Genomic DNA, 20483 nt, shown 5'->3' on the forward strand with positions numbered 1-20483 from the left:
ACCTGAGCGGAAAATTCGGGTCAGACCTGCGCGAGACTCGGCACGTCCACGGGCTTCCTGTCCACGCCCACCGGCTTCCACCACATCAACTGCACGTTACTCGCGTCGGTGACCGCACCCCTCGGCCCCCACCACATCAACTGTGCGTTGCGCGCGTCAGTGACCGCGCCCCGCGGCCCCCACCACATCAACTGCACGTTACTCGCGTCGGGAACCACGTCCTTCTGCTCCCGCCACGTCGCCTGCGCGATGCTCGCCGACACCGTCGCCGACTGTTCGGACAAGCCGGCACGAAAGCTCTCCGTCACGGCTGCCGAACCAACCGCACCGACGCATACAACTACTGCGGTTACACAGACAACGCCAGCGAGAACTTTCCCCATACGACCCACAATTCCCCTAACAAGTACAAGAGTTGAAGATCCGAACTCCAAGATCGCGGAGTCCCGCGAGACTAACACCCAACAGACGCCGACGAGCGCCCGGACCAGGATCTGGATTACGGCAGCCGAGGATGACGTCTGAGCCACGACCGACCGACGGCCCGTCGCCGCTCGGCGCCCCTCGCCCGTCAACTCATCAGCGGCAGTTCAACGGCAGCCGCCGGCGCGGGCCTGCGCTGCCAAGTCCCCCAGCAGCACCCCCGCCACCTGCTCCTCCACAACCGACGCCCCCGCCTCGCGGAGCGCCGTCGCCAGCCCCCGGTCCCACGGCGCCTCGGTGATCCGCCCCGGGGCCGGGCCCCGTTGGGCGCTCCGTAGGGCCGTCAGGTAGTCGGCGGCAGTCATCCGCCAGGGCTCCGCCGGGGTCTTGGCCAGGATGTGGGCGGCGATGCGCAGGCCCTCGCCGTCGAGGTCGCCGTGGTAGCGGAGGCGGCAGTCGGCGGCCGCGAGGTGGTGGAGCAGGAGCATGACGGCGCTGTTGGGCCAGCCCGAGGTGCACACCAGTGGTGGGCAGGCCGGGCCGAACCGGCGGAGGGCGAGGGCCAGGATGCTCGGGTTCTCCGTGATGTGCACGTCCTGGGTGGGGAATTGGAGGTCGCCCGGGTCGCGGAGTTGGGCGAGGGTGAGGTGGGCGGCGTGTCCGGAGTCGGAGTACGCGGTCAGGGCGCGGGCTACCGGGCCGGTTCCGGAGGGGTGGAAGCCCGCGGTCAGGGCCGTGGTGGACAGGGCGTCGTCCGCGATCCCGGCGCGGCCCCACAGGGCGCGGCGGTCGGCCGCGGATTCGGGCGCGGGTGTCTCGTGCAGCGCGGCGAGGGCCCGTAGGACCAGGGTGGAGAGGCGGGTTCCGTCGTCGAGGGCGTGTGAGTCGCCGAGGACGGCCGTCGCGAACACCGGCAGCGGCTCGCCCCGCGCGGGCAGTGCGGCCAGGGTGCGCAGCGCCTGTTCCAAGGACTCGCGGGTACGGGCGACGGAGCCGGCCACCAGGCCCGTACGGCGGACCTGCGCCGTCCACGCGCCGAGCGCGGGCTGGGCCGTCACCGTCGGGTGGTCTTCGAGCCAGGCCCACAGACCGGCGCGGCTCGCGCTCTTGGCCTCGCGTTCCGCCGCCCGGTCGCCGAGCGGCCCGATGATCTCGGCGACGACGGCGCGTACGTCGCGTCCGCAGACCTCCACCAGCGCGGTGTCGAGCCGGGCCAGGTCCACGCTCACGTGGGTGTCCGGCAGCCGGTCCAGGCCGAGCAGGTCTGCCAGCGCGCTACGGCCCTCGGGGGTGAGCGGCCCGACGCGGACCCTGCTGACGGGGCGGCCCGCGGAGAGCCGGTCGTGGGCGGCGCGCCACAGCGGAGCCAGTTCCGGGCGGTCCATGGGCCGGCCGGCGGTGGAGGTCACGGCTGCTCCTCGTCGGGTACGAGCGCGGCGCCGTCCCAGACGAAGCGGGCCGTGGTGACCGCCTCGTCCGGGGCGGCGTCCGGGCCGCCGCCGTCGCCGGTGATCAGTTGGTGCACGGCGATGCCGTCCAGTTCGCGGTAGGTGCACCACTCGTGGTCCGAGGTGAGCATCAGATCCAGATCGAGGGCGCGCAGCAGGTCGAAGACCTGGCCGCGGTTGGTGGCGTCGACGCCGACGAACACCTCGTCCAGCAGGATCAGCCGGGGTGCCCGCGGCACCGCGTGGTAGTGCGCGGCCACGGCGGCGAAGAGCGGCAGATGCAGCGCGATGGCCTTCTCGCCGCCGGACAGCGCGCCGTGCAGCTTCTTGGTCAGCAACTGCCAGCCGTGCCCGTTCGCCCGGTCGAGCTTCACCACGAACTGGTGCCAGGCCGTGTAGTCCAGCACCTGTGCCAGCTGTTCCTCCCAGCTCGCGGCCGTGTTCGCCGCCTTGGCCTCCTCGATGCGGTCGCGGAAGAAGCGGTGCAGCGCGTCGCGGTCCGCTTCGGTCACCCGCACCGGGTCTTTGAGCAGCAGTTCGCGGGCGGCCCTGGTGCCCGGCGGGAGTGCGGGGTCCACCTGCCATACGAGCCGCACGGCGACCCGGGAGGCGGTGCGCACCCGCTCAAGCCGGGCGTTCATCGCGTCGACCAGTTCGTTGGCCTGGCGGATACGGGCCGCGAGGTGGCGGCGGGTGTCGCCGGTGAGCGTCTTGTCGAACAGTTCCCGTTCGGCGGCGGTGATGTCGTCCTGGCTGCGGTCGCGTTCGGCGGACAGCGCCGCCAGGAGCTGCGCCGCGCCGATCGACGCGCCGTCCATCGCCGCCGTGAAGACCTGGACGTCTCCCTCGTCGTCCGGGCCGAGGTCCAGGTCGGCGCGGTCGCTGAGCGCCTGGCGGCTCTCGTGCACGGTCTCGCCGAGCCGGCCCAGGGCGTCCGCCAGGTTCTTCGGCGCGTGCGGCACGGCGTGCCATTGAGCCGCGATCGTACGGGCGACCTCCAGGGTCGCTTTGGTGCCGTCGCCCGGGGCGAGCCGCAGTTCGGCGGCCCCGGCGTCGGTGGGGAAGCCGAGGGCCGCGTACCGGCGCAACCGCCCGGCCGCCGCGTCCCGCGCGGCGATCGCGGCATCGCGCCGCTCGGCCGCGCCGACGCGCGCGTTCCCCAACGAGCCGATGCGGCCCGCGAGTTCGATGAGTTCGGCGCCCAGCCGCTTGTGCTCTTCCTGGGCGCGCCGCAGGTCCGCGCGGAGCTGCTCGATCCGGGCCAGCACCTCCTTGTACTCCGCGCCGACCGCGCGCGTGATCTCCTCCAGCGTGGCGGCCAGCCCCCGGGCGGCCGTCTCGGCTCGGTGCGCCTCGCTCTTCCGCTCCTCGGCGGCCCGCAGGGACCGGTCCGCCTGCCCGCGCACCTCGGCAGCCGTGCGGAGCCCGTGGGCCAACCGCAGTTCGGCGAAGGTCCACTGACCGGCCGACTCGCGCAGGTTCTCGGCTCTCTCGGCGAGCCGTTCCAGAGCCGTACGGTCGGTGGGCAGGGCGTGTTCCGCCGCGGTGGCCTCCAGGGTGAGCCGGGCCGCGGTGACCGCCTTCTCCTGTACGGAGCGCCTGGTCACGGCCGTACGCACGGCATCGTCGCGGTGGGCGACGTCGCTCACGGCGTGGTCCAGGGCGCGCTGGACCACGGCCACCGGACGGTGGTCGGGGCGGCCGCGCCGCTCCAGGTCGAGGGTCCGGCGGCGGCCCGCGATGGCGGACAGCTCGTCGTCGCATCCGGCGATGGCCGCGTCCGACTCGCCGATCCGCAGCGTCAGTTCGGCGATCCTGCGCTGTCGCGCGCGGTGCCGCGCCATGGCTCCGATATGGGCCGACTCGGCCTTGGCCCAGCTGCCGGTCACACTCGCCAGCCGCCAGGTGCCGTCCGCGCCGACCGCCGCGCGGTGCCCTTCGGGAAGGGTCTCGCCGTAGGCGACGCCGGACAACAGCCGCCGGATGCGATCGGCGGGCACCGGGGCGCCGGGCTCCGGCCCCAGGACGTCCGCGAGGCTGCGACCGGGCACGGGCTCCGCCCAGTCCGCCTCGGCGAACGTGTCGTGGCCCGCGGCCAGCAGCCCGCCGTGCGGCCCCACCCAGGCGTCGAGCAGCCCCGCGGCCTCCAGCGCCGCCTCGATCCCGGCCTGCGTGGCGTCCGGTACGGACTCGTGGAAGGCGACCAGCTTCCACAGCGGCGCTCCGGGCAGTACGGACCGGTCCGAGGTGCGGGTCCTCGGCGGTTGGGGCGGCAGGTCGCTCTCGCCCTCCAGCCCCGCGGCCTCGGCCGCCAGCCCCTCGCGCACCGCCGCTTCCTCGGCGCGGCGGCGCGCGGCCGTGGTCTCCGCCGACGCGAGGGCGCGGTCGGCGGTGCGCACCGCGGCCTCGGTGAGCGTCAGCACCTCCGCCTCGTGTGCCGCCTGCGCGGCCAGTTCTTCGATGAGTCCGGTGTCGAAGGCGAGTTCCGTGCAGCCCGCAGCCCAAGCGCGCAGCCGCTGGGCCTGCTCGTCGAGAGCGCTCTCGTGGTCCGTGGCGCACTCGGTACGCCGCTGGGAGGCGGCGGCCAGCGACGCCCTGGCGTCCTCCAGGGCGGCCTCCGCCGCATCGCGTTCGCGCGCCGCGTCGCGGTGCGCGCCGAGCGCGGTACGGACGGTGGCGATCCCGCCGAGCCTGCCGCGCACCGCGCCGTGCAGCAACTGCCTGGCCAGGTCCGGGTCGCCCGCCGCGACGGCGGTCGCAGCCTCGGCGTACGCGGTGGGCAGCCCCGCCTGACGGGCCGCCTGCTCGGTCGCGGCGCCCACGTCGCGCGCCCTGGCCGCCTCGGCCGCGGCCGCGTCGTCCGCCTCGGCGGCCCGTACCGCGTCGTCGTGCGCGTCCCCGCGCGCCTCCTCGGCGGCGGCGCCCCTGGTGTCGGCCTCCCGCCGCGCGTCGGCCGCGCGCTGCCCGAGCCGGTCGAGTTCGCGGCCCTTGCGGTAGGTCTCGGACTCGGTGAGCCCTTCGATCCGGGAGCGCAGCTCCTCCCCCAGCTCCTCGGCCTCCGCCTGCTTCTCCTGTGCGCGGGCCCGGCGATCGAGCGCCTGGCCGTACTCCTCTTCGCTCTCGCGCGCCGCACGGGTGCGGTTGTCCATGTCGGTGGTGGCCGCGATCAGCTCCGCGGCCCCGGCGCGCAGGACGCGCTGCGCGTACGAGCGCTGGCGCGCGGCGAGCGTCTGCGCGGCGCGCACTTCGTCGTCCAGCCGGGCCAGGTGCTCCCGCTGCCGGTCCAGCCGCTCGAAACCGTCGGCCAGGTCGGAGAGTTCGCCACGGTCCAGTGGCGGCAGCGCGCGGGAGAGCAGGGTGGACAGGAGGGACGGGTCGAGCCGTTCGGACAGTTTCGGGGTGCGCAGCTGGAGCAGCGCGGTGATCAGCGCGTCGTAGCGCTGCTCGGTCAGGCCGGGGAAGAGGGTCCGGCGGACGGCGGCGCGGTGGTCGGCGCCGGAGGCGTGCAGTTCGCCGTGGCCGGTGAGGGCCTGGGCCAGCGCGGCGCGGGTCAGGGGCTGAGCGGACTCGCCGACGAGCGACAGGCCGCCGGGCACGCCGATCCGCAGGCTGGTGGTGAAGTAGTCGGCGGTCACCGAGGTGGTGCGCTCGCTGGCCTGCAACCGGGCGCCGAGGGTGAGCCAGGCGGGTTCGCCGCCCTGTCCGGTCCCGTCGCCCGCGTCCGTACGGAATTCCAGCCAGACGTATCCCACCCGGGTGACGCCGGAGGCTCCTTCGCCCATCAGGTTCCAGTGCATCGTGCGCTCGGAACCGCCGAACGTGGACAGCCGGTTGGGGCGCAGGCTCGCGTCATACAGGAAGGGCAGCAGCACCTCCAGCGCCTTCGACTTGCCCGTGCCGTTCGGCCCCCGGAGCAGCAGCTTGCCGCGGTGGAAGGTGAACACCTCGTCGTAGTAGCGCCAGATGTTGAGCACTCCGGCACGGGACGGCTGCCAGCGGGGCGTGCTCGCGCGCTCCGCGCGGGGCTGGGGAAGCGCGGTGACCGTCATGGGAGCACCCTTTCGAGCTGGGGAAGCGCGGTGATCGTCATAGGAACGCCCCATCGAGCTGGGGAAGCGCGGTGACGTTCATACGGGCGTCCCCTCGGGTCGGCATCCGTTGTGCGCTCCCATCCGGAACATCCCGTTCCGACGCCCCGACCTGGGCACCCCCGGCAGTCCCACGTGACGGCCACGGCACCCACAGCACTTCTGTCTCACGATCTCGCCCCTTGAGGTCTGCTGTCTCCACGTGCACCCGGCCCTGGGCCGACCGGCCGCATCGCCACCATTGAACCGCCGGCCCAACGCTCCGGTCATGACGTGCCTTCGGGCTGGGCGGCGCCGGTGACCCGGTAGCGGAAGGCGGCGGGGCGGGCGGTGATCCGGTCGCCGTCGCGGCGTACGAGGCCGAAGCCGGCCAGCACCGCCACGGCGTCCTCGGCGAGGCGGGCCGCGCCGTCCTCGGACCGGTACGCCTTGGCCCAGCTCGGGAAGCGGCCGAGCAGCCCGACGGCGGCGGCCGCGAGCTGCTCGGGCGTGGTGCCGGCCGGGTCGGCGGTGACGGTGTCGAGCAGCAGCAGCGCGGCGACCTTGGCGTGGCTGGAGTCGTCGGGGAACCTGCCGTCGGTGGCGATCCCGTCCGGATCTGCGAGCAGCCAGCCCTCGGCGCGCTCCTCCAGCACGCAACCGGCCTGTTCGGCGGCCCGGCGCATGATCTGCCGCCCGGTCGGCGAGGCGAGATAGCCGAGTTGGGCCTCGGTGAGCTCGTCCCGGTACACCACCGGGTCGTCGAAGAGGCGGCGCAGCACGGAGTGGCGCAGCCACAGGTTGCGCTGCACCGCGGAGGCGGCCGGGGCCGCCGCGTCGGCGGAGCCCGTCGGCTCGGTGGACACAACAGGCGCGGCATGCTCGGCAGTCCCGTTGAGCCCAACTGCCTTGTCAGGCACGGCATCCCGAGAAGTCCCGGACACCCCGGACACCCCAGCCAGCCCCCCACCCCCAGTGGGCTCGGCCCCCCGAGCCCCGTACCGCCGCTCCTCGACAAGCCCGGTGAGCAATTCCTCGAACCGCCCGGGAACGCTGTCCGGCTCGACCGCGAGCCTCGACGCGCCGTTGGGCGCGGCGAGCAGCCGCATGAGGACGCCCGCTTGCACTTGGTAGAGCACCTTCGCCTCGGCCGAGTCCGTGAAGCTGTCCGTAGCCCCGTCGACGGTCCGCAGCGCCCCGTACGACTCCAGCAGCCGCAGGACGTCCACGAACGCCATGCGTTCGGCGCGCTGGGCGGTGTCGAAGGAGGGCAGCGCGGGATCGGCGGCGGCGGCCTGGGCGACGCGGCCGGCGAGCAGCCCGATGGTGGTGACCGGTACGGACAGCAGCTCACCGGCGGTCACGCACAGCAGGACGTAACGGCGGCGGTCGAACGGCGCGCGGCCGGACCTCGGCCGCCGGGCGGGGCGGCCGGCGTCCGCGTGCTGCCGCACCTTCGCGAGCCGGGCATGGCCGAGCCGCGGCTCGACGGTCAGCGTCCAGCCCAGGGTGTAGTCGAACCAGCGGACCAGCGACTCCTTGCGGCGGCGCACCAGGTCGAACGCGTCGGGGTCGGCGCGCTCCGTGAGCAGCGGCCGGGCGAGGAGCAGCCGGATGCCGCGCGCCACCTCCTCGCGTTCGGCGATCACCAGTTGATTGGCGAGGGAGCTCATCCGGTCGCCTCCGCCGGGAGCCGGGCCCCCGCCGTACGGGCCGTACGGGCCGTACGGACCTCGATCACGTAGTCCGGCCCGGTCAACTGCCCGCGCGCGGTGCGCAGCACCGCCTGCGCGCTGTCGGCCGGGGGCCGCAGCACCACTTCGACCCGGCCGTCGCCCGTGACCGCCCGCCGGGCCCCCGTACTGTCCGGGGCGACGGCCAGGGCCCGGCCGAGCAGGTCCAGCAGCCGTTCGAAGGTTCCGTGGTCGAGGGCGCCGAAGGCCGACAGCCGCAGTGGCGATTCCGTACGCAACAGGCTCCAGGCGGCTTCGAGTTCGGCGCGCTCCGCGCGGGCCCGCTCGGCCCGGGCGGCCTTGAGCGCCACGACGTCCCGAACCCGGCCCGTGCGGGTGAAGCGTTCCGTACGGCCGCTGGAACGCAGCAGGGCCGACACCTCCACGGGCGGCGCCGCCGCCCAGCTCTCGGAGGCGCCGGTCAGTTCGGGATCGGCGGGTACGAGGTGCGCGTGCCGGGCGGAGCCGAGGCCGAACGCCGCCGACCACAGCCGGTGCAGCCCGTCCTCGTCCGGGGCCGCGGCGAACCACCGGGCGAGTTCCCTGAAATCCTGCGCCGCGCTGGAGGAACGGCGGCGTGACTCCGTGATCCGGTCCAGCACCTGGAGCAGGGTGACGATGGCGCGGCGCGCGACATGGTGCAGTTGCTCCACCCTGGCCGGGGAGCCGTCGGCCGGCAGGAACCAGGCACGCAGCCCCTCCCACCGGGCCCGCCGCAGGCTCAACCAGGCCGGAGCCGGGTCGCCGCCCGCGGTCGGCGGCAGTTCCGCGCCGCGCAGCGCCCGCCGCCACAACTCCTCGACCGCCCCGGCCTCTTCCGGTGCCTCGCCCCCTCGCTTCTCGACGCGGGCGATGGCGCTCGCGATGGCATGCGCCCGCTGGTCGAGGTTGGTCAGGAACTCCTGGAGGTAGCCGACCGTGGCGGCCTTCACCTCGTGGAAGGTGGCGAGGTCGGTGCCGTCGGCCCGTAGGAGGCGCTGGAGTTCACCGTTGAACTGCTTGGTGTTGGCGCGCAGCGCGTCCAGATGCCCCTCCAGTTCCTGGAGCGTGCTGAAGACGCGGCGGTCGGTGGAGCCCGCGTCGCCGAGCAGCGCGGCCAGCTCGGCGATCCGGTCGGCGATGGCGTCCAGCACCGCGGTCTGGAGCGCCCCGGTGGAGGCGAGAACCGCCAACGCGTGCTGAACGCCCGCGAACGCGGCCTCCCCCCGGCGCGTCAGGGAGTACTGGAGGTTGCGGCGCTCGTACTCCTCGGCCGAGTGGTAGTTCTCGGCGTGGTTCTGGACGACGTCCAGCAACTGCCACCCGCTCAGCTGCTTGAGGGCCGACACCAGATCGTCGTCGGTGAGCGCGTCGAACCACCCGACGCCCCGCAACCGTTCCCGCACATCGTCCAGGCCGAGAGCCGTCACCAACCGTTCGTTCGCGTCACCGAACGCGCGCAGAATCGCGGCGTACAGCGGCGCCCGATCGCCGGTGGTGAACCGGAACATGTCGGCCGGAATCCTGGCCGCCCCGTCCATCTCGCCCCTCGCACGTCGGCTCCGCATTCCGTACGCCCGCCAGCGTACCGGGGCCCTCCGACAGCCATGGCGGGTACGCGCGCGAAGGGCGCCGGCTCCGGTGGAACATCAGCGATCCGGGTCCGCGCCCGCCTCCCCCGGCCCTTCGCGCGGCCTCGGCGAAACGGTCGCGGCGGATACCGCCTCGCCGGGACGCTCGTACTCCGCCCGGCGCGCGATCATCACGGCCACGGCCTGCCCCAGGACGAGACCGGCATCGAGAACGAAGTGCTCCAGGATCACGCGGCCCGCCCCCTGCGCTTCCCCGGAGCGAGCGCGGCCCCTGCGAGTTCGCGCACTATGACCTCGGGAGGTCCAGTTCGACCCGTACGGTCTTGCCGACGGGTACGCGGTCGAGCACCGCCCACCGGTCGGCGAGCGCCTCCACGAGGACCAGCCCACGGCCGGTCTCCGAGTCCGGCGCGGGCATGGAGGTCTCCCCCGGCCCGGGGATGCGCCGCTCGCTCCGCGTGTCCGACACCTCGATCCGCAAGGTGCCCGGCGTCCAGGTGATCCGCAGCTCGAAGTCCCGTCCAGCGACCCGGCCGTGAGTCACGGCATTCGCCGCCAGCTCCGCTACGAGCACGGCGACCGAACTCGACGTGGGGCTGGAGTGCGGAATGCCCCAGCTCTCCAACTGATGCAACGCCAGGTGCCTGGCAAGGCGCGCGCCGAGCCTGGTCGAGCTGAAGCGCTGGGTGAACGCACGTACGGTGACGATGCGCTGATGCGTGGGGGGTGTCGTCATGGCCCCCAATCTGGCTCGCCGCAACCCCTGTCACCAGGAGTGCCGCACGTACGCTGAGTCAGCGTACGCGCACAAAGGGTAGACAGTACTAATGACTTGGCGTAACCATGGCCGCGACGTAGGTGGACAGTGAGTTAGGCGCGCGAGAGGTGGCCGACGATGACGGACGGCGCTGACGGTACGGAAAGTACGGGCGATGTAGGCGATAACCCCGGCTATACAGAACCCGAACCCTCGGACAGCCTGCGAACCTTCGGCGCGGTAGTGCAAGCCCTGCGGGAGCACACCGGACTCAGCCGCGAAGAGTTCGCCGCCTTGGTGCGCTTCTCCAAACACACGGTCGCCTCGATCGAACTGGGCCGACGCATGCCGGACCCGGATTTCGTGGAGCGGGGTGAGGAGGCGCTGGGGAACACTGGGGCGCTGCGGAAGGCTTCGCCGCACCTGACACGGAGGCCCGGGTTGGCGGCATGGTTCAGGATGTGGGCTCGCCTGGAACAGGAAGCGATCACCCTGTACACGTACGAATGCCGCCTGATTCCTGGCCTGTTGCAGACGGAGGCATACGCGCGGACGCTGTTCGCGGAGCAGCTCCCACCCCTCAACGATGCACAGATCGAAGTGCAGTTGGCCGCACGGCTCGATCGACAGCGCCTGCTGCGAGAGAGGCCGAACACGGCGTACAGCTTCATCCTCGAAGAGCACCTGTTCCTGCGCAATACGGGTGGAACGGCGGTCACCCAGGAGCTGATCGACCACATCCTCGACCTCACCGAACTTCGGAACCTCGAAGTCCAGGTGATGCCGGTGGTGCGGGAGAGGCACGCCGGCCTGCACGGCCCGATGCGCTTGCTGGAGACCTCGGACGGCAGGAGATTCGGGTACTCCGAGGGCCAGGAAAGCGGCCAGTTCATCTCTGATCCGAAAGTGATCAGCACGCTTGAGATGCGATATGCCAGGATGCGCTCACAGGCTCTCTCCCTTGATGACTCCCTGAGCCTGTTGCGGCGGATGCGAGGAGCGGCATGAGCACCATAGAACTGGCCTGGTTCAAGAGCAGCTACAGCGGCAGCTCCGGCGACGATTGCGTCGAGGTGGCCCTCTCCTGGCACAAGTCCAGCCACAGCAGCAGTGGCGACGGCGACTGCATCGAGGTAGCCGTCTCCTGGCACAAGTCCAGTTACAGCAGTGGCAGCGGTGACGACTGCGTCGAGGTGGCCGCCTGCCCCACCACCGTCCACGTCCGGGACTCCAAGGACAAGCAGGGCCCCCAGCTCGCCCTCTCCCCCGCCGCGTGGGCGAGCTTCATCTCGTACGCCGCCCAGGTCTGACCGTACGCACCGCCGCCGCCCCGTTCCGGAACGTTCCGGTACGGGGCGGCGGCGTCGGGCGAACCGCGCGGAGCGGCAGGTACCGTTGTAGGGACCGATCTCATGGGCCTCCTGGTGGGCTGCGTGAACCCCAGGAGGAGCAAGATGACGACGAACCGCGGACGCAAGGACGTCATCCGGGACCGGATGGCGGCGACCGGCGAGTCGTACAACGTCGCCGCGCGCAATCTGAAGGCGATGAAGGACATGGGCGCCACGCGTGAGGCCGTCCTCACGCAGCGTTGGCGTCCGGCAGCGTCGCTGGATGCGCCGTGTCCGTGCGGCGGGACGTGCGAGCCGGGTGAGAAGTGCGACCGGTGCCACGCGCGGCACCGGCATGTGGCGCGTACGCCCGGGAGCGCCACGGAGGTGGAGACGTGGGCGGACCGGTACGAGTGCACCGGCTGCGCGTCCTCCTACACACTGACCGTCGTCCTCCCCGGCCGCCCGTGGGGCGTCGCCGAGACGGTGATCAAGGGCGGGGCGGCGGAGCCGGTCGTACAGGCCACGGTGTTCCCCGGGGTCGTACACCCGCTGCTGCGCCCCGAGTCTCCCGAGGAGATCTAGACAGCGCCGATGGCCCGATCGCCGTACTCGATGGAGACCGCGATTCGCGCTCCCAGCGCAGCGGCGTACGTACGCATGGTCTCAAGATTGGGCCTCGGCGAGAGGGATCGCGTCGACGTACCACTGACTCCAACGCCTGCCTTGTCACCCGACACAAGCAGAATCGCTTCACGCTCAGGGTCGAACACAAACAAGATGCGGACTTCAGTACCGCCCGCGTTTCACGGTCTCAGTTCTTTGAGGTTGTGCATACGGCCGCGTGGATACGGTCGACACGCGGCCCGCCCAGCGTCGGCCCGTTCTCGGCCGGCATGTCGACCGCCGCTTCCACAAGATCCGCACTCACCGGATCCTCCTCGGCCAGCTTCACCAACCACAGCTCCACCGACGGAGGAGAACCCTTATATCTCCAGCTCAACGAGCGATTGAGGGGGCGATCCGCTGACGCTGTACTGCGGGCTCAGCCCTCGTCCGCTGTCAAGGTCAGGGAGATCGAGTTGATGCAGTACCGCTGGTCGGTGGGGGTCGGGTAGCCCTCGCCCTCGAAGACGTGGCCGAGGTGGGAGCCGCAGCGCTTGCAGCGGCACTCGATGCGGACCATGCCGAGGGAGCGGTCCTCGATCAGTTCGACGGCGTCGGAGTCCTTGGGATCGTAGAAGGACGGCCAGCCGCAGTGGCTCTCGAACTTCTCGGTGGAGCGGAACAGCTCGGCGCCGCAGGCGCGGCAGGAGTAGACGCCGGCGGTCTTGGTGTCGGTGTACTCACCGCGGTAGGCGGGCTCGGTGCCGGCCTCGCGGAGCACCTGGTACTCCGCGGGGGACAGCTCGGCCCGCCACTGCTCTTCCGGCTTGTCGATCTCGTACGGCATCTGCGGTCTCTCCTCAGCTGTCCCGGCGGGCCATGCGCTCCAGGATGCGCGGACCGAGGTCCGTCACATCGCCCGCTCCCATGGTGAGAACAAGATCCCCCGGCTTCGCCATTCCGGCGATGACGTCCGGGATCGCCGCCATGTCGTGTTCGGCGGTCACGTCGGCGCCCTTGGCGGTGGCGGCGTCGATGATCAGGGCGCTGGTGACGCCGGGGATCGGGTCCTCGCGGGCCGGGTAGATGTCGAGGACCACGCAGGCGTCGGCGAGGGCGAGGGCCTCGCCCATCTCGGTGGCCAGTTCCTGGGTGCGGCTGAAGAGGTGGGGCTGGAAGACGACGAGGATGCGGGAGTCCGAGGCGGCGCCCCGGATGGCCTCCAGGTCGGCGGTCATCTCGGTGGGGTGGTGGGCGTAGGAGTCGATGACCTGGACGCCGTCGGCCTCGCCCTGGAGGTGGAGGCGGCGCTTGACGCCGGTGTACTTGCCGAGGGCCGAGGCGAGGTTGTGGGCCGGGAGGCCGAGGGCGACGCCCGCGGCCAGGGCGGCGACGGCGTTGTGCGCGTAATGGCGGCCGGGGACGGAGACGGCGAAGGTGAGCACCTTGCCGTTCAGGACGACGGTGACCTCGCTGGTCAGACCGCGCGGGTTGACCTTGAGGACCCGTACGTCCGCGTCTTCGGCGTCTCCGTAGGTGACGACCTCGATGTCGTGGCGTCCGGTGATCCGCTGGGTCAGTTCGCGGGCGCCGGGGTGGTCGGCGGAGATGACGAGGGTGCCGCCCGGCCGGATGCGGCCGACGAAGGTCTCGAAGGACTCGTAGATCTCGTCCATCGAGGCGTAGTTGGCGTGGTGGTCCAGCTCCACGTTGAGGATGATCGCGACCTGGGGCGCGTACTTGTGGAAGCTGCGGTCGCTCTCGTCGGCCTCGGCGACGAAGATCCCGCCCTCGCCGTGCCGGGCGTTGGAACCGGGCGCGTCCAGGTCGCCGCCGATGGCGTACGAGGGGTCCTTGCCGAGGGCGCCGAGGGAGACGGCCAGCATGGAGGTGGTGGTCGTCTTGCCGTGCGTACCGGCGACGGCGATCGGGCTGAGGCCCTCCATCTGCGCGGCCAGCGCGTCCGAGCGGTGCACGACGGGGATGCCGCGGTCGGCGGCGGCCACCAGCTCGGGGTTGTCGTCGCGGATGGCGCTGGAGACGACGACGCAGGTGGCGTCCTCGGCCAGGTGCTCGGCCGCGTGCCCGATGTGGACGGTGGCGCCCAGCTCGCGCAGGGCCGCGGCGGTCGCCGACTCCCTCGCGTCGCTGCCGGCCACGCGCGCCCCGCGCTGCGCGAGGATCTTGGCGATGCCCGACATCCCGGCGCCGCCGATGCCGATGAAGTGCGGTCGTTCCATGGCGGACGGGATGCTGGGGGCCATGCGGTCTCCATACGGGTGCTCTGGGGTTCTGTGGATGTTGCGTCCGGCTGCCGCCGGGATCGTCGTCGGTCGTCGTGGACGGCTTCCGACGGCCGCTGGCAGCCGATGACGATTGTCGCACTCTCCAACCTGACAACTGGGGCCGAGCCCGCCACGGTGGGGGCTCCGTGCGCGAGAGCGCCCGTCACGCCCCGTCACGCCGGGTGTTACACCGGGCGTTACGCCGGGCTTCACGCCGGGCGGATCAGGCCGCCCGCGAGCCCGGCGGCGATGGCCGCCGTACGGCTGTCGACGTCCAGCTTGTCGTAAACGTGCACGAGGTGGGTCTTGACCGTGGCCTCGCTGATGAACAGGCGGCGGGAGATCTGCTTGTTGGCCAGCCCCTCGGCGAGCAGCCGCAGGATCTCGACCTCGCGCGGCGACAGAGTGGGCCGCCCGGCCCGTACCCGGCCGAGCAGCCGGGCGGCGACGGGCGGGGCCAGCACGGTCTCGCCGCGCGCGGCGGCGTGGACGGCGGTGGCGACGTCCTCCGGCGGGGCGTCCTTGAGCAGATAGCCGGTGGCCCCGGCCTCGACGGCCGCGAGGATGTCGGCGTCCGTGCTGTACGTGGTGAGGATGAGTACCGCCGGGGGTTCGGGGAGGGCGGTGATGCGGTGGGTGGCCTCCACGCCGTGCATGCCGTCGCCCATCTGGAGGTCCATGAGGACGACGTCGGGCTGCGGTTCCGCGCGTTCCCGCGCGTCGGCGAGGAGGCGCAGCGCGGCGGCGCCGTCCGCCGCTTCGCCGACGGCCTCGACGCCGGGCAGCTCGTCGACCATGGCGCGGAGCCCGCGCCGTACGACGGGGTGGTCGTCGACCAGCAGTACGCGGATCATGCGGCGGCCCGGTCCTGGGGTGAGGGCTGGGCCTGCGGCGTGTCCGCGCGTGCCGCTGCCGCGCGGGTCTCTGTATGCGCTTCCGTACGGGCTTCCCCGCGGGTCTCCGTACGGGCTTCCCCGCGGGTCTCCGTACGGGCTTCCGCGCCGGTCTCCGTACGGGCCTCCGTAGGCGCTTCCGAACGGGCCCCCGCACCCGTCTCCGTACGGGCGTCCGTACGGGCCTCCGCACCCGTCTCCGCACGGACCTCCTCCGTACGGACCTCCGTCGCCCGTACCGGCAGGGCGGCGGCCACGGCCGTGCCCTCTCCCGGTGCGGACTCCACGGTGAGCGTGCCGCCGAGTTCGGCGATGCGTTCCCGCATGCCGTGCAGGCCGAAGCTCGTACGGCCCTCGGCGGAGCCGCCCGGCGTGAACCCGACCCCGTCGTCGTACACGTCCAGCGTCACCTGCCCGTCCAGAAAGGCGAGCGTGACGGCGGCCCGTTCGGCGCGGGCGTGGCGCGCGACGTTGGCGAGCGCTTCCTGTGTGAGGCGCAACAGGGCGACCTCGGCCTCCACCGGGAGCCGCCTGGGCTCGCCGTCCAGGTGGAAACGGGCCGCGGGTCCGGCCGTGAAACCGGTGGTCAGGCGGCGCAGCGCCTCCGGCAGGGTGGCGTCCTGAAGGGCGGGAGGGGTGAGCGCCCGTACGAAGCGGCGGGCCTCGGCGAGGTTGTCGGAGGCGGTCCGTCCGATCTCGCGGAGGTGCGCGCGGGCGGCCTGCGGGTCGGCGCTCTCCGCGCTCTCGGCGGCGCGGGCGAGCAGGACGATGCTGGACAGCCCCTGGGCCAGGGTGTCGTGGATCTCGCGGGCGAGGCGCTGGCGCTCGGCGAGGCGCCCGGCCTCGCGCTGGGTGGCGGCCAGCTCGTCCCGGGTCCGTACGAGGTCGTCAATCAGGTGTTGACGGTTGCGGCTCTCCCTGTAGAGCGCGGCGTACCCATAGGCGGTCAGTACGGCGACCGCCGCGCCCGCGACGGGCCCGATGACCTTCGCCGCGGTGAACCCGCCGGGCCCCAGCGACTGCACGGCGACGACCGCGCCCGTGGTGGCGGCGACGGCGGGCAGGGACCAGCGGACCGGCATGACGTGCAGGAAGAGGAAGAAGAGCGGGAAGACGACGTAGCTGAAACTGCGGTCCATGGCGAGGAGCACCAGCCACAGGCCGGTGACGGCGGCGAGCCACGGCCCGGTCCGGGAGCCGAGCGTCCGCCCCTCCCGCCCCTCCCTCTCCTCCCTCCCCTGTCGGGCCTCTTGCGCCACGCCGAGGCCGTAGACGAGGGCGAGCACCGCGCCGGGGATCAGTACGTACGGGCTCCGGGAGCCGTCCGAACCGACGGCGGCGGGGACGATGGCGATGGCGAGCAGCACGTAGAACGCGCCGTGCAGCGCGAGGCGCATCAGGCGCAGCGACGGGGCGTCGGAGGCGGCGTGCGGGTGGCCCGCCGGCCGCTCGGGCGCCGGGGGTGCGTCAGGGTTGCTCACTCCATCGAGCGTACGGCGCTCGTACGGACCCCTTTCCGCCCCGCCCATCATCCGTTCGATTGATTTCGGGGTGGACCCGATGGGCGGGGCGAAGACCGCTCCTGTCCCCGATGGCGGGCGCGCGACGGCGGCGGAGGGTTGGGAACGTCCTGACAAGAAGCCCGGGAGGGTCCCTGTGTTCGTCGCGCTCCGTGACATCCGCTTCGCCCGAGGGCGGTTCGCCCTCATGGGCGCGGTCGTCACGCTGATCACCACGCTCGTGGTCTTCCTGTACGGCCTGACGGGCGGGCTGGCTCGCGAGGCGTCCTCGGCGGTCTCGGACCTGCCGGTGGACCGCATCGTGTTCGGCGCCCCGGCGGGCGCCTCGCCCGAGGTGTCGTTCGGCAACAGCACGATCGCACCCGAGCAGGAGAGCGCCTGGGCCGAGGCTCCCGGCGTCTCGTCGGCGGAGCCGCTGGGCGTCGCCATGACCCGGCTGGCGGCCGACCGCAAGGCGGTGTCCGTGAGCGCCTTCGGCACGCCCGACGCGCTGCGGCCCGCCCTCGTCTCCGGTGCCGCGCCGAAGGACGGGCAGGGCGGCCAGGTCGCGGTGAGCGAATCGACGGCGCGCGAGAACGGCATCGGCGTCGGCGATCGGGTGAAGCTCGGCACCCGGCAACTGACGGTCTCGGGCCTGACCGCCGATCGCTCGTTCGGGCACGCGCCGAGCGTCTGGACGAGCCTTGCGACCTGGGAGCGGGTGAGCCACCAGGAGCGTCCGACGGCGCTGGCCGTCAAGGGCGACGGCGCTCCGAGCGGCGGGGGCGCGGGCTCTGGTACGAGCACAGGTACTGGTACGAGCACGGGCACTGGTACGAGCACAGGCACTGGTCCGAGCGCTGCCGCGAGTACGACGAAGGCGGTGTCGGTCGATGCCGCACTCGCGGGGATCGACGGCTACTCGGCCGAGCACGGCACGCTGCAACTCATCCAAGGGTTCCTCTTCGCGGTGAGCGCGCTGGTGGTCGGGGCCTTCTTCACGGTCTGGACGGTGCAGCGCAAGCCCGACATCGCGGTGCTCAAGGCGGTGGGCGCGAGCAGCGGCTACCTGGTGCGGGACGCCCTGGCCCAGGCCCTGATCGTGCTGGTCGCGGGCGCCGCGCTGGGCGGCGCGGCGGGCGTGGCCGGCGGGGCGCTGGCCGCGGCGTCGGTGCCGTTCGAACTGGGCGCGGCGACCGTGGCCGTACCGGTGCTGGCGATGGTGGCGCTGGGCCTGGCCGGTTCCGCTCTCGCCGTACGCCGCATCACGTCCGTAGACCCGCTGACCGCGCTGGGAGCCACCCGATGACCGCCTCTGCCAAGCCTGCCTCGACTGCCTCGACCGCTTCAACCGCTTCAACCACCGTGACGGAAACCAGCGCCGCGCTGGCCCTGGAGGCGGTAACGCTCACCTATCCGGATGGCGACCGCCGGCTGACCGCCCTCGACGCGGTGTCCCTCCGGGTGGCCCCCGGGGAGCTGGCGGCGGTCGTGGGACCGTCCGGTTCCGGGAAGTCGAGCCTGCTGGCAGTGGCGGCGACGCTGCTGCGGCCCGACGAGGGGCGGGTGGTGGTGGCCGGTGAGGACACGGCGCGGCTGAGCGCGAAGGCCCGTACGGCGCTGCGGCGCGAGCGCGTCGGCATCGTGTTCCAGCAGTCGAATCTGCTGTCCTCGCTGACGGCTCTGGAGCAGTTGCTGGTGATCGAGGATCTGCGCGGGCGCGGGGCACGCGCCGCCCGGGGCCGGGCGGCGGAGCTGCTGGAGTCGGTGGGCCTGGACGAGTCGAAGCGACGGCGCAGGTCGCATCAGCTCTCCGGCGGCGAGCGCCAGCGCGTGAACATCGCCCGCGCGCTGTTCGGCGGCCCGTCCGTACTGCTGGTGGACGAACCGACTTCGGCGCTGGACCACGAGCGCGGTGAGCGGATCGTGGAGCTGCTGGCCGAGGTGACGCGCCGTCACAAGACGGCGACGGTACTGGTCACCCACGACCACGGCCTCCTCGACCGGGCGGACCGGGTGCTGTCGATGGAGGACGGCCGCCTGTCACCGGGCCGGCCCGGGACGAGGACGCAGTGACATGACGCAGTGACATTCCGGCAGCTCTCGCCCGCCTCGCGGAGGGCGAATACGCTGCCCCGATGCCCTCACTGAACCTGCGCCACTCGGTCCGCGCGATCGTCCTGGACGAGGAAGACCGCATCCTCCTGTGCGGGTTCGCCGCTCCGAAGGGCACTGTCTGGGGAACTCCGGGAGGAGGCATCGAGCCCGGGGAGACCCCGCACGCCGCCCTGCGCCGTGAACTGCACGAGGAGATCGGCCTCGTACTCGACGGGACGCCGCCGCATGTGTGGCATCGAAGGGTCGTCGCACCCGGCTATGTGCGCGGGTACGACGGCGCGATCCACGACTACTTCCTCGTCCGTACCCCGGCCTTCCAGCCGAACGGCGCGCTGTCGGGCGACGAACTGGCAGCCGAGAACATCACGGGGTTCCGGTGGTGGGGCCTGGCGGAGATCACCGCCTACCGAGGACCGGACCTCTTCGGCCCGCGCGATCTGGCCGGTCCGCTGACCAGGTTGATCAAGGATGGAGTCCCCGACCGGCCGCTGACGCTTGGGCTGTGAATCCGGGGGCTGTTGGCGATGGTCCCGCGCGGCGATGGCGGCAGCGCGGCAGTGGCGGCAGCGCGGCGATGGTGGCAGCGCTCGGCGCGTCCGGCCGCCCCGGCAGCCGACGCGGAGCCCACTCTTTCCCGCCTCACGTTGAAGCGTGGTGAAAAGCGTCGGCCAAAACTCATCAGGCATGGCGATCACTCTGGGAACGCGTTAGATTTCGGGGATGCCGGTGACAATCCTCCATGTGCAGAAGGTCTCGCTGGGCTTGAAGCGCAAGTATCGGATCTCGGCCGACGACGGCTCAGGGAAACCCGGCCCGCCGCTTGGCTACGCGGATAAGAAGCTCCAAGTGTCCGACGAGTTGACGATCTACCGCGATGAGCAGCGCGCCGAGAAGTTGGTGAGCGTGCGCGAAAGCAGCAAGGGCTGGCTTGCGGCGATCACCGGGTACGAGGCATTCGATCGCGAGGAGCGGCTTCTCGGCTCGTTCGGCGTACTGATGAAGAAGTCGCTGGAGCGCACGACCTGGCAGTTCGACCAGCCCGGCCTCGGCCGGTTCATCGGGACCGAGCGCAGCGTCAAGACGGCGCGGGCACGTCGCCTGCTGGGGCTCGGCGGCGCGGTCGGGGAGATCGCCGGCGCTTTGGTGAAGTACCACTTCGACTTCGAGCGGGACGGGGAGACGGCGTTCAGTGTCGAAAAGCCCAAGGTCTTCGATGACTGGTACAAACTGACCGTGTACGACGACGCCGTCGACCAGCAATTGCTGTTTGCCTTGGCGGTCACCATGGAAGCCAGACAGCGCGACTGAGGGAAGATTTCAAGAATTCCGGCAGCGCTTTATCGGCGACGACTCGGAATTTTTCATCTTGTTGCCGGCTTCGCACCGACGCTTATCGAAACCAGACGGCCGGCCACCGTGCGACCCTTTTCAATGGCGCGTCGAATTGGTGTCGCTTTCCTCGGGGATGGCGTACTCAATTCCTGACGGCTGGGGCCCGAGCCTGTCCGTCCGTCGGTGCGGCGTCCGTACGCCCCGGTCAGCCCGTACGCCCGGTCAGCCCGTACGCGCCCCAGCCGTCGTCCCCACCGCTGGTCTCTCAAACAGCGCGTGCCGCCGTCACCCGCGCCTCATACGTCCGGGGGGGGGGGGGGGGGGGTGGGCTTTTCCGAGACCCAAGACAAAAGGAAAAGCAACCGCTGCCCCCTCTTTTTCTCCCCCTTTGTGTGGGTCTGGATGAAAACGGAAAACGCA

General features: G+C 72.1%; 19 protein-coding genes. 7 read left to right on the forward strand and 12 right to left on the reverse strand.

The features are described 5' to 3' along the window. Positions 1-20 precede the first annotated feature (20 nt). From AC07AB_RS26340 to AC07AB_RS26370, 7 genes are all read right to left on the reverse strand, one after another. Positions 21-284 (reverse strand): hypothetical protein, encoded by a 264-nt coding sequence (locus tag AC07AB_RS26340; protein ID WP_478571370.1) that lies wholly within the window; start codon positions 282-284, stop codon positions 21-23. A gap of 306 nt (positions 285-590) precedes the next feature. Continuing rightward, on the reverse strand, positions 591-1832 hold the full coding sequence (locus AC07AB_RS26345; RefSeq protein ID WP_478571372.1) for a TIGR02679 family protein: 1242 nt from the start codon (positions 1830-1832) through the stop codon (positions 591-593). After that, the gene (locus AC07AB_RS26350) at positions 1829-5920 is read right to left on the reverse strand and encodes a TIGR02680 family protein (protein WP_478571374.1); all 4092 of its coding nucleotides are present in this window, start codon (positions 5918-5920) and stop codon (positions 1829-1831) included. Before AC07AB_RS26350 ends, AC07AB_RS26345 begins: the two co-directional genes overlap by 4 nt. A 305-nt stretch (positions 5921-6225) precedes the next feature. Next, entirely contained in the window at positions 6226-7611 is a 1386-nt protein-coding gene (locus AC07AB_RS26355) for a TIGR02678 family protein (protein ID WP_478571377.1), read from the reverse strand. Beyond that, positions 7608-9161, reverse strand: a complete 1554-nt coding sequence (locus tag AC07AB_RS26360) for a TIGR02677 family protein (RefSeq protein ID WP_478571379.1) — start codon at positions 9159-9161, stop codon at positions 7608-7610. Before AC07AB_RS26360 ends, AC07AB_RS26355 begins: the two co-directional genes overlap by 4 nt. 138 nt (positions 9162-9299) lie before the next feature. Next, entirely contained in the window at positions 9300-9473 is a 174-nt protein-coding gene (locus AC07AB_RS26365) for a hypothetical protein (protein WP_478571382.1), read from the reverse strand. Between the two features lie 55 nt (positions 9474-9528). Next, positions 9529-9978 carry an ATP-binding protein gene (locus tag AC07AB_RS26370; protein ID WP_478571385.1) on the reverse strand — a complete coding sequence of 150 codons (450 nt, stop codon included), beginning with the start codon at positions 9976-9978 and terminating at the stop codon, positions 9529-9531. Positions 9979-10137: 159 nt separating this feature from the next. Here AC07AB_RS26370 and AC07AB_RS26375 point away from each other — a divergent pair, with 159 nt between their 5' ends. The 3 genes from AC07AB_RS26375 to AC07AB_RS26385 all read left to right on the forward strand — a co-directional run bounded on the left by AC07AB_RS26375 (position 10138) and on the right by AC07AB_RS26385 (position 11915). After that, the gene (locus AC07AB_RS26375) at positions 10138-11007 is read left to right on the forward strand and encodes a helix-turn-helix domain-containing protein (RefSeq protein WP_478571387.1); all 870 of its coding nucleotides are present in this window, start codon (positions 10138-10140) and stop codon (positions 11005-11007) included. Continuing rightward, positions 11004-11309 carry a DUF397 domain-containing protein gene (locus AC07AB_RS26380; protein WP_478571389.1) on the forward strand — a complete coding sequence of 102 codons (306 nt, stop codon included), beginning with the start codon at positions 11004-11006 and terminating at the stop codon, positions 11307-11309. Before AC07AB_RS26375 ends, AC07AB_RS26380 begins: the two co-directional genes overlap by 4 nt. A 144-nt stretch (positions 11310-11453) precedes the next feature. Further along, positions 11454-11915, forward strand: coding sequence for a hypothetical protein (locus tag AC07AB_RS26385; protein ID WP_478571391.1), 462 nt, complete (start codon positions 11454-11456; stop codon positions 11913-11915). A 229-nt stretch (positions 11916-12144) separates the two neighbouring features. On the opposite strand, the gene AC07AB_RS26390 is transcribed toward AC07AB_RS26385, so the two are convergent. From AC07AB_RS26390 to AC07AB_RS26410, 5 genes are all read right to left on the reverse strand, one after another. Continuing rightward, complete coding sequence (locus AC07AB_RS26390) at positions 12145-12300, reverse strand: hypothetical protein (protein WP_478571393.1); 156 nt, start codon at positions 12298-12300, stop codon at positions 12145-12147. 75 nt (positions 12301-12375) lie between these two features. Further along, positions 12376-12783 carry a peptide-methionine (R)-S-oxide reductase MsrB gene (gene msrB, locus AC07AB_RS26395; RefSeq protein WP_478571394.1) on the reverse strand — a complete coding sequence of 136 codons (408 nt, stop codon included), beginning with the start codon at positions 12781-12783 and terminating at the stop codon, positions 12376-12378. A gap of 13 nt (positions 12784-12796) precedes the next feature. Beyond that, positions 12797-14200: a UDP-N-acetylmuramate--L-alanine ligase gene (murC, locus tag AC07AB_RS26400; RefSeq protein WP_478571395.1), complete on the reverse strand. Its 1404-nt coding sequence runs from the start codon at positions 14198-14200 to the stop codon at positions 12797-12799. Between the two features lie 230 nt (positions 14201-14430). Further along, positions 14431-15075: a response regulator gene (locus tag AC07AB_RS26405; RefSeq protein WP_478571397.1), complete on the reverse strand. Its 645-nt coding sequence runs from the start codon at positions 15073-15075 to the stop codon at positions 14431-14433. After that, on the reverse strand, positions 15072-16595 hold the full coding sequence (locus AC07AB_RS26410; RefSeq protein ID WP_478571400.1) for a sensor histidine kinase: 1524 nt from the start codon (positions 16593-16595) through the stop codon (positions 15072-15074). Before AC07AB_RS26410 ends, AC07AB_RS26405 begins: the two co-directional genes overlap by 4 nt. Positions 16596-16770: 175 nt before the next feature. Between AC07AB_RS26410 and AC07AB_RS26415 the strand changes: the two genes are divergently transcribed. The 4 genes from AC07AB_RS26415 to AC07AB_RS26430 all read left to right on the forward strand — a co-directional run bounded on the left by AC07AB_RS26415 (position 16771) and on the right by AC07AB_RS26430 (position 20039). Then, on the forward strand, positions 16771-17922 hold the full coding sequence (locus AC07AB_RS26415) for an ABC transporter permease (protein ID WP_478571403.1): 1152 nt from the start codon (positions 16771-16773) through the stop codon (positions 17920-17922). A gap of 56 nt (positions 17923-17978) precedes the next feature. Next, positions 17979-18689, forward strand: coding sequence for an ABC transporter ATP-binding protein (locus AC07AB_RS26420; protein WP_478571405.1), 711 nt, complete (start codon positions 17979-17981; stop codon positions 18687-18689). A gap of 62 nt (positions 18690-18751) precedes the next feature. After that, the gene (locus AC07AB_RS26425; RefSeq protein ID WP_478571408.1) at positions 18752-19237 is read left to right on the forward strand and encodes an NUDIX hydrolase; all 486 of its coding nucleotides are present in this window, start codon (positions 18752-18754) and stop codon (positions 19235-19237) included. A 214-nt stretch (positions 19238-19451) separates the two neighbouring features. After that, complete coding sequence (locus AC07AB_RS26430) at positions 19452-20039, forward strand: hypothetical protein (RefSeq protein ID WP_478571411.1); 588 nt, start codon at positions 19452-19454, stop codon at positions 20037-20039. Positions 20040-20483: the final 444 nt, after the last annotated feature.

This window comes from Streptomyces sp. NPDC044033, assembly GCF_056434425.1.

Bases quoted from the DNA above. Each gene is read 5' to 3' on its own strand.
- AC07AB_RS26375 (WP_478571387.1), top strand. From the start codon at position 10,138: ATGACGGACGGCGCTGACGGTACGGAAAGTACGGGCGATGTAGGCGAT.
- msrB (WP_478571394.1), bottom strand. From the start codon at position 12,783: ATGCCGTACGAGATCGACAAGCCGGAAGAGCAGTGGCGGGCCGAGCTG.
- murC (WP_478571395.1), bottom strand. From the start codon at position 14,200: ATGGCCCCCAGCATCCCGTCCGCCATGGAACGACCGCACTTCATCGGC.
- AC07AB_RS26370 (WP_478571385.1), bottom strand. From the start codon at position 9,978: ATGACGACACCCCCCACGCATCAGCGCATCGTCACCGTACGTGCGTTC.
- AC07AB_RS26355 (WP_478571377.1), bottom strand. From the start codon at position 7,611: ATGAGCTCCCTCGCCAATCAACTGGTGATCGCCGAACGCGAGGAGGTG.
- AC07AB_RS26430 (WP_478571411.1), top strand. From the start codon at position 19,452: ATGCCGGTGACAATCCTCCATGTGCAGAAGGTCTCGCTGGGCTTGAAG.
- AC07AB_RS26360 (WP_478571379.1), bottom strand. From the start codon at position 9,161: ATGTTCCGGTTCACCACCGGCGATCGGGCGCCGCTGTACGCCGCGATT.
- AC07AB_RS26385 (WP_478571391.1), top strand. From the start codon at position 11,454: ATGACGACGAACCGCGGACGCAAGGACGTCATCCGGGACCGGATGGCG.
- AC07AB_RS26405 (WP_478571397.1), bottom strand. From the start codon at position 15,075: ATGATCCGCGTACTGCTGGTCGACGACCACCCCGTCGTACGGCGCGGG.
- AC07AB_RS26425 (WP_478571408.1), top strand. From the start codon at position 18,752: ATGCCCTCACTGAACCTGCGCCACTCGGTCCGCGCGATCGTCCTGGAC.
- AC07AB_RS26380 (WP_478571389.1), top strand. From the start codon at position 11,004: ATGAGCACCATAGAACTGGCCTGGTTCAAGAGCAGCTACAGCGGCAGC.
- AC07AB_RS26350 (WP_478571374.1), bottom strand. From the start codon at position 5,920: ATGACGGTCACCGCGCTTCCCCAGCCCCGCGCGGAGCGCGCGAGCACG.